The sequence below is a fragment of the Pseudoalteromonas sp. Cn5-37 genome (genome assembly GCF_021532495.1).
Lineage (GTDB): Bacteria > Pseudomonadota > Gammaproteobacteria > Enterobacterales > Alteromonadaceae > Pseudoalteromonas > Pseudoalteromonas simplex.
Map to the genome: position 1 here is coordinate 1 of NZ_JAKGBA010000069.1, position 3,728 is coordinate 3,728.

General features: G+C 38.5%; 6 protein-coding genes and 1 pseudogene. 4 read left to right on the forward strand and 3 right to left on the reverse strand.

From position 1 onward, the window contains the following. Positions 1-120, forward strand: a 120-nt coding sequence (locus tag L1266_RS22550; RefSeq protein ID WP_442960615.1) for an Imm49 family immunity protein, incomplete at its 5' end; no start/stop codon positions are given. Between the two features lie 92 nt (positions 121-212). Here the strand turns inward: L1266_RS22550 and L1266_RS21930 are convergent. Continuing rightward, positions 213-356, reverse strand: a pseudogene (locus L1266_RS21930) (MerR family DNA-binding transcriptional regulator); the annotation flags it as partial. A 76-nt stretch (positions 357-432) separates the two neighbouring features. Here L1266_RS21930 and L1266_RS21935 point away from each other — a divergent pair. The 3 genes from L1266_RS21935 to L1266_RS21945 are packed head-to-tail and all read left to right on the forward strand — an operon-like array spanning position 433 to position 2,068. Further along, positions 433-897 carry a flavodoxin family protein gene (locus L1266_RS21935; RefSeq protein WP_054554022.1) on the forward strand — a complete coding sequence of 155 codons (465 nt, stop codon included), beginning with the start codon at positions 433-435 and terminating at the stop codon, positions 895-897. A 47-nt stretch (positions 898-944) separates the two neighbouring features. Further along, positions 945-1,469, forward strand: a complete 525-nt coding sequence (locus tag L1266_RS21940) for a DsrE family protein (RefSeq protein ID WP_235378346.1) — start codon at positions 945-947, stop codon at positions 1,467-1,469. Then, a complete protein-coding gene (locus L1266_RS21945) occupies positions 1,469-2,068 on the forward strand; it encodes an SGNH/GDSL hydrolase family protein (RefSeq protein ID WP_138599233.1) in 600 nt (199 codons plus the stop codon). Before L1266_RS21940 ends, L1266_RS21945 begins: the two co-directional genes overlap by 1 nt. Here L1266_RS21945 and L1266_RS21950 read toward each other — a convergent pair. Together L1266_RS21950 and L1266_RS21955 are read right to left on the reverse strand one after the other, a co-directional pair. Next, positions 2,065-2,733 (reverse strand): LytR/AlgR family response regulator transcription factor, encoded by a 669-nt coding sequence (locus L1266_RS21950; protein WP_235378347.1) that lies wholly within the window; start codon positions 2,731-2,733, stop codon positions 2,065-2,067. The two genes, L1266_RS21945 and L1266_RS21950, sit on opposite strands and share 4 nt — an antisense overlap. Continuing rightward, positions 2,726-3,619 (reverse strand): sensor histidine kinase, encoded by an 894-nt coding sequence (locus L1266_RS21955; protein WP_235378348.1) that lies wholly within the window; start codon positions 3,617-3,619, stop codon positions 2,726-2,728. Before L1266_RS21955 ends, L1266_RS21950 begins: the two co-directional genes overlap by 8 nt. Between the last annotated feature and the right edge of the window lie 109 nt (positions 3,620-3,728).

Here is a 3,728-nt window from a genome sequence, read left to right on the forward strand (position 1 = left end):
GAATCATTTTTACCTCTTCAACTGTTGGGCATGGCATGTATGTGGCGAGATATGGGTAATACTGTAACGGTTGAAAGTGATTCACTACCTCGCTTTTTAATCGAAGGAACCTATTTTTAATATTCACTTATAAGCTTTAAAAGTAACTCCTTAAAAACCTAAAAACAAACAAGCACGCATTTCAAATGATGAGTGTTTGACTACATTTAACCGTAGTTGGTTTGCGCAGCTTTTTTACGCCAGCTGCGAATAAGCCCTTTTGACTCATAAAAATGCAAGGTCGAAACTTTTACACCACTGCGTTTTGCCACAAAGCCAACCGCTAGGTTTGCATCAATAAGTTTTTTATCTGACATAATTTGCTCCAAGGTGTTGACCTAAAGTTAGCTTGAGGTTTTACGCTGCACACATCATAAAAAAGGAGTGATAGTCATGCAACAAAAACCAACAACAAACACGGTAATTATTTATTCAAGTGCACGAAAAACGGGTAACACGAGCTTACAAGTTAATGATTATAAAACCCAATATGGCGGCGATGTAGTATGTCTAGATGACTATGTTATTTCGCCATATTGCTACGATAAGCAATATAAAAATGATGATTTTTATGCGGTATTTGAAGCGCTGTTGAATTATCAACACTGGGTACTGGCATCGCCAGTGTATTGGTATAACACCACACCGCAGTTTAAAGCATTTTTAGACCGGATCACTGACTACATGGATGATGACGCACTCAGGCCAAAACTGAGAACACTGCGTGAAAAGCAGTTTTCATTGCTCTCAAATGCAGGGTCTGCTCACGCACCTAACGCGTTTATCGAGATGTTTAAAAACACCTTTAATTACTTAGGCATGACCTTCAAAGCACACCAACATATTGATGCTAGTTAAACGCGTTTAAACAAGGTAGGCTAGAGTAAAAAGCAACAGGAACTTTTATGAAATCAACACTGTTAGGCTTATCTTTAGCCTTGTTATCTTCGTTTAGTCATGCAGAGCAAGCTGAGCCTGCTATCAAAGGTTTTGGTTTTTATTATGATGTGCCAAACCATGCACCAATCTCTGATCAAACGGTTTTTAAAGTGGCATTTGATGTAGCTGATGCGGCAGAAAAAGGGGCGCAGAATAACAATATGAACTCATTAGCACGGTTCATTAATATGCACATAGCCCATGGTGTGAAGCCTGAGAACATTCAACTTGCTTTGGTTGTGCATGGTGGCGCAAGTGTTGATGTACTGGAAAACAGTTTTTATAAACAGCGCTTTGCCAGTGACAATAAAAATCAGCAATTGATCTCTCAATTGTTAGCGTATAATACCGTTGTTTATGTGTGTGGGCAGTCTGCAACGCACATGAAGGTAAAACAGCAACAGCTTATTCCTGGTGTGCAAATGGCGTTATCGGCAATGACCGCGCATGCTCAGTTGCAGCAGCAAAGTTACACACTGAATCCATTCTAATGAATATCTTATGTTTTGGTGATTCAAACACCTATGGTATTTCGCCCGTCGATGGTAAACGCTTTGCAGCCGATGAGCGCTGGCCTAGTTTACTGGGTATTAAATTAGGTGCCGGCTACCAAGTGATTGAAGCTGGCCAGCCCAATCGTACACTGGTGAACGACCCACCTTTCAGTGGTGATAAACTGGGCATTAAATACCTAGAGCCTTACCTAGCGGCTTATCATTTAGATGTGATTGTTATTCAGCTCGGCACGAATGATTTAAAGCGCCGTTTTGCGCTGTCGGTTGTTGATATTGCCAACGCACTAGAAGCACTTATTTTAGATATAAAAAACTATTATCGGCACCGTGAATTACCCAAAATAATAATTTTAAGCCCGCCAGCGGTGTATGAGGTTGGCGCGTATAAATCTATTTATGCAGGAGCAGAGCTAAAAGCAAAACGGTTAGTGGAAGAGTTTAAAAATGTTGCTGACAGCAACAACTGCTGTTTCGTTAACTGCTTTGAATTAATAACACCATGTTCTTCAGAAGGCGTTCATTGGCCAAGCTCACAGCATAAGACACTTGTAGATCACTTGAGAAGTTGTCTCTAAAGTAAAACTTTGCTGTGTTCTTTAAATGATTTACCAATTTTTATCTTATCACCAGTATCTAGCTCTACATGTTCGTTCGTAACGGCTATGACTCTGCTGTTATTCACCATGTATGATTTATGGATTTGAGTGAATGAGCCTAATAGCTGCTCTAAGATCTGTTTTAGGGTTGTTGTTGCGAGGATCGTTTGGTCTTCTTGGTGTACTTTTACATAATTTCCATACGCTTCAATGTATTCAATTGTATCTAAGCTAAACTTGCGTTTTTCGCGATCTACTTTTAGGGTGATTGTTTTACTTTTCGGCGTTTGGGAAATACGTTCACGGACTTTATTTATTGCTTGCTGTAAACGTTGTGCAGATACAGGTTTGAGTAAATAATCAGTAACATTTAGCTCGTAACCTGCGAGTGCATATTCTTCATAAGCACTCACAATGATAATTTGAGGCGGGTTAGCGAGTGATTGAATGAGTTCTAACCCTGACAACTCTGGCATGTTTATATCTAAAAAAACGACATCAATAGTTGATTTTGCTAATTGGTACAAAGCATCTTTTGCGCTGAAATGCTGAGAAACTACTTTGATATCTGAATACGACTCTAAATGATGAAGAATTACTTGATGAGCAAGTGGTTCATCATCAACAATAATTGCTTTAATCATTTGATAATTCCAAAGAGAGGGTGGTTTGCCAAAGTCCATTGTGGTTATGCACCAATAAAATATGTTTTTCTGGATATAGAAGCTCTAAACGGCGCCTTAAATTGTTTAGCCCCATGCCTGAATTATCATTATTGTTTTTGCGAGGAATGCTATTTTCGCAATATAACGTTAAAGCGTTGCCATTTAAGGATAGTTTTATCGTTACTTCAGCGTTTTCTTGTGCGTGTTCAACACCGTACTTTATGGCGTTTTCGATTAAAATAATAAGAAGCAGTGGCGCTATATAAAGAGGGTGACTAGTTTCAGGCCATGCTAGGTTAAATCTACAGTTATTTGCATGCCTTATCTTGTGAAGTTCAAGAAAGTTTTTAATGTAATTTAGCTCTTTTTCGAGTAGAACAAATGGTTTTTGCCCTTCATAGACGGTGTATCTCAGTAAGTCAGCCAGCTGTAATACCAATTCAGGTGTCTTTTCTGATTTTGTTAATGCAAGTGCATATAAGTTATTTAAAGTATTAAATAAAAAGTGCGGATTAATTTGCTGCTGCAATAGCTTTAGTTCTGTTTTTATTTGCTGTTTGGCAATTTCTTCTAATTTATGGTGGTGCTGCTGGCGTTCAAACGCCAAGATAATGGGTGTAGAGATACTTAAAAATAAAAACATAAACTGATAATTGTACTTATTGATAATGTCTAGGTTGCCTCCCGGAGTTAGATTGGCAACATTTGAGGGTAAGTCATTAACAGGCAATGTAAGCACAATAGCGGCAAGTAATGGTGTTAAAACAACCATGCTAATTAAGCATGCAGATACAAAAATGAGCACTCCATGCTTGGCTAAGAATTGACGTATTAAAATGTAACGATTAAAGGCCTTGTTGATCAAATGCAGCTCTCTAATAAACTCACTTAACTTACTGATATTTAGGCAGACCAAGGGTGTTGATCTTATTTAGCGCCTTCACTTTGATCATCGCTTCAACCAGTTGGCGATT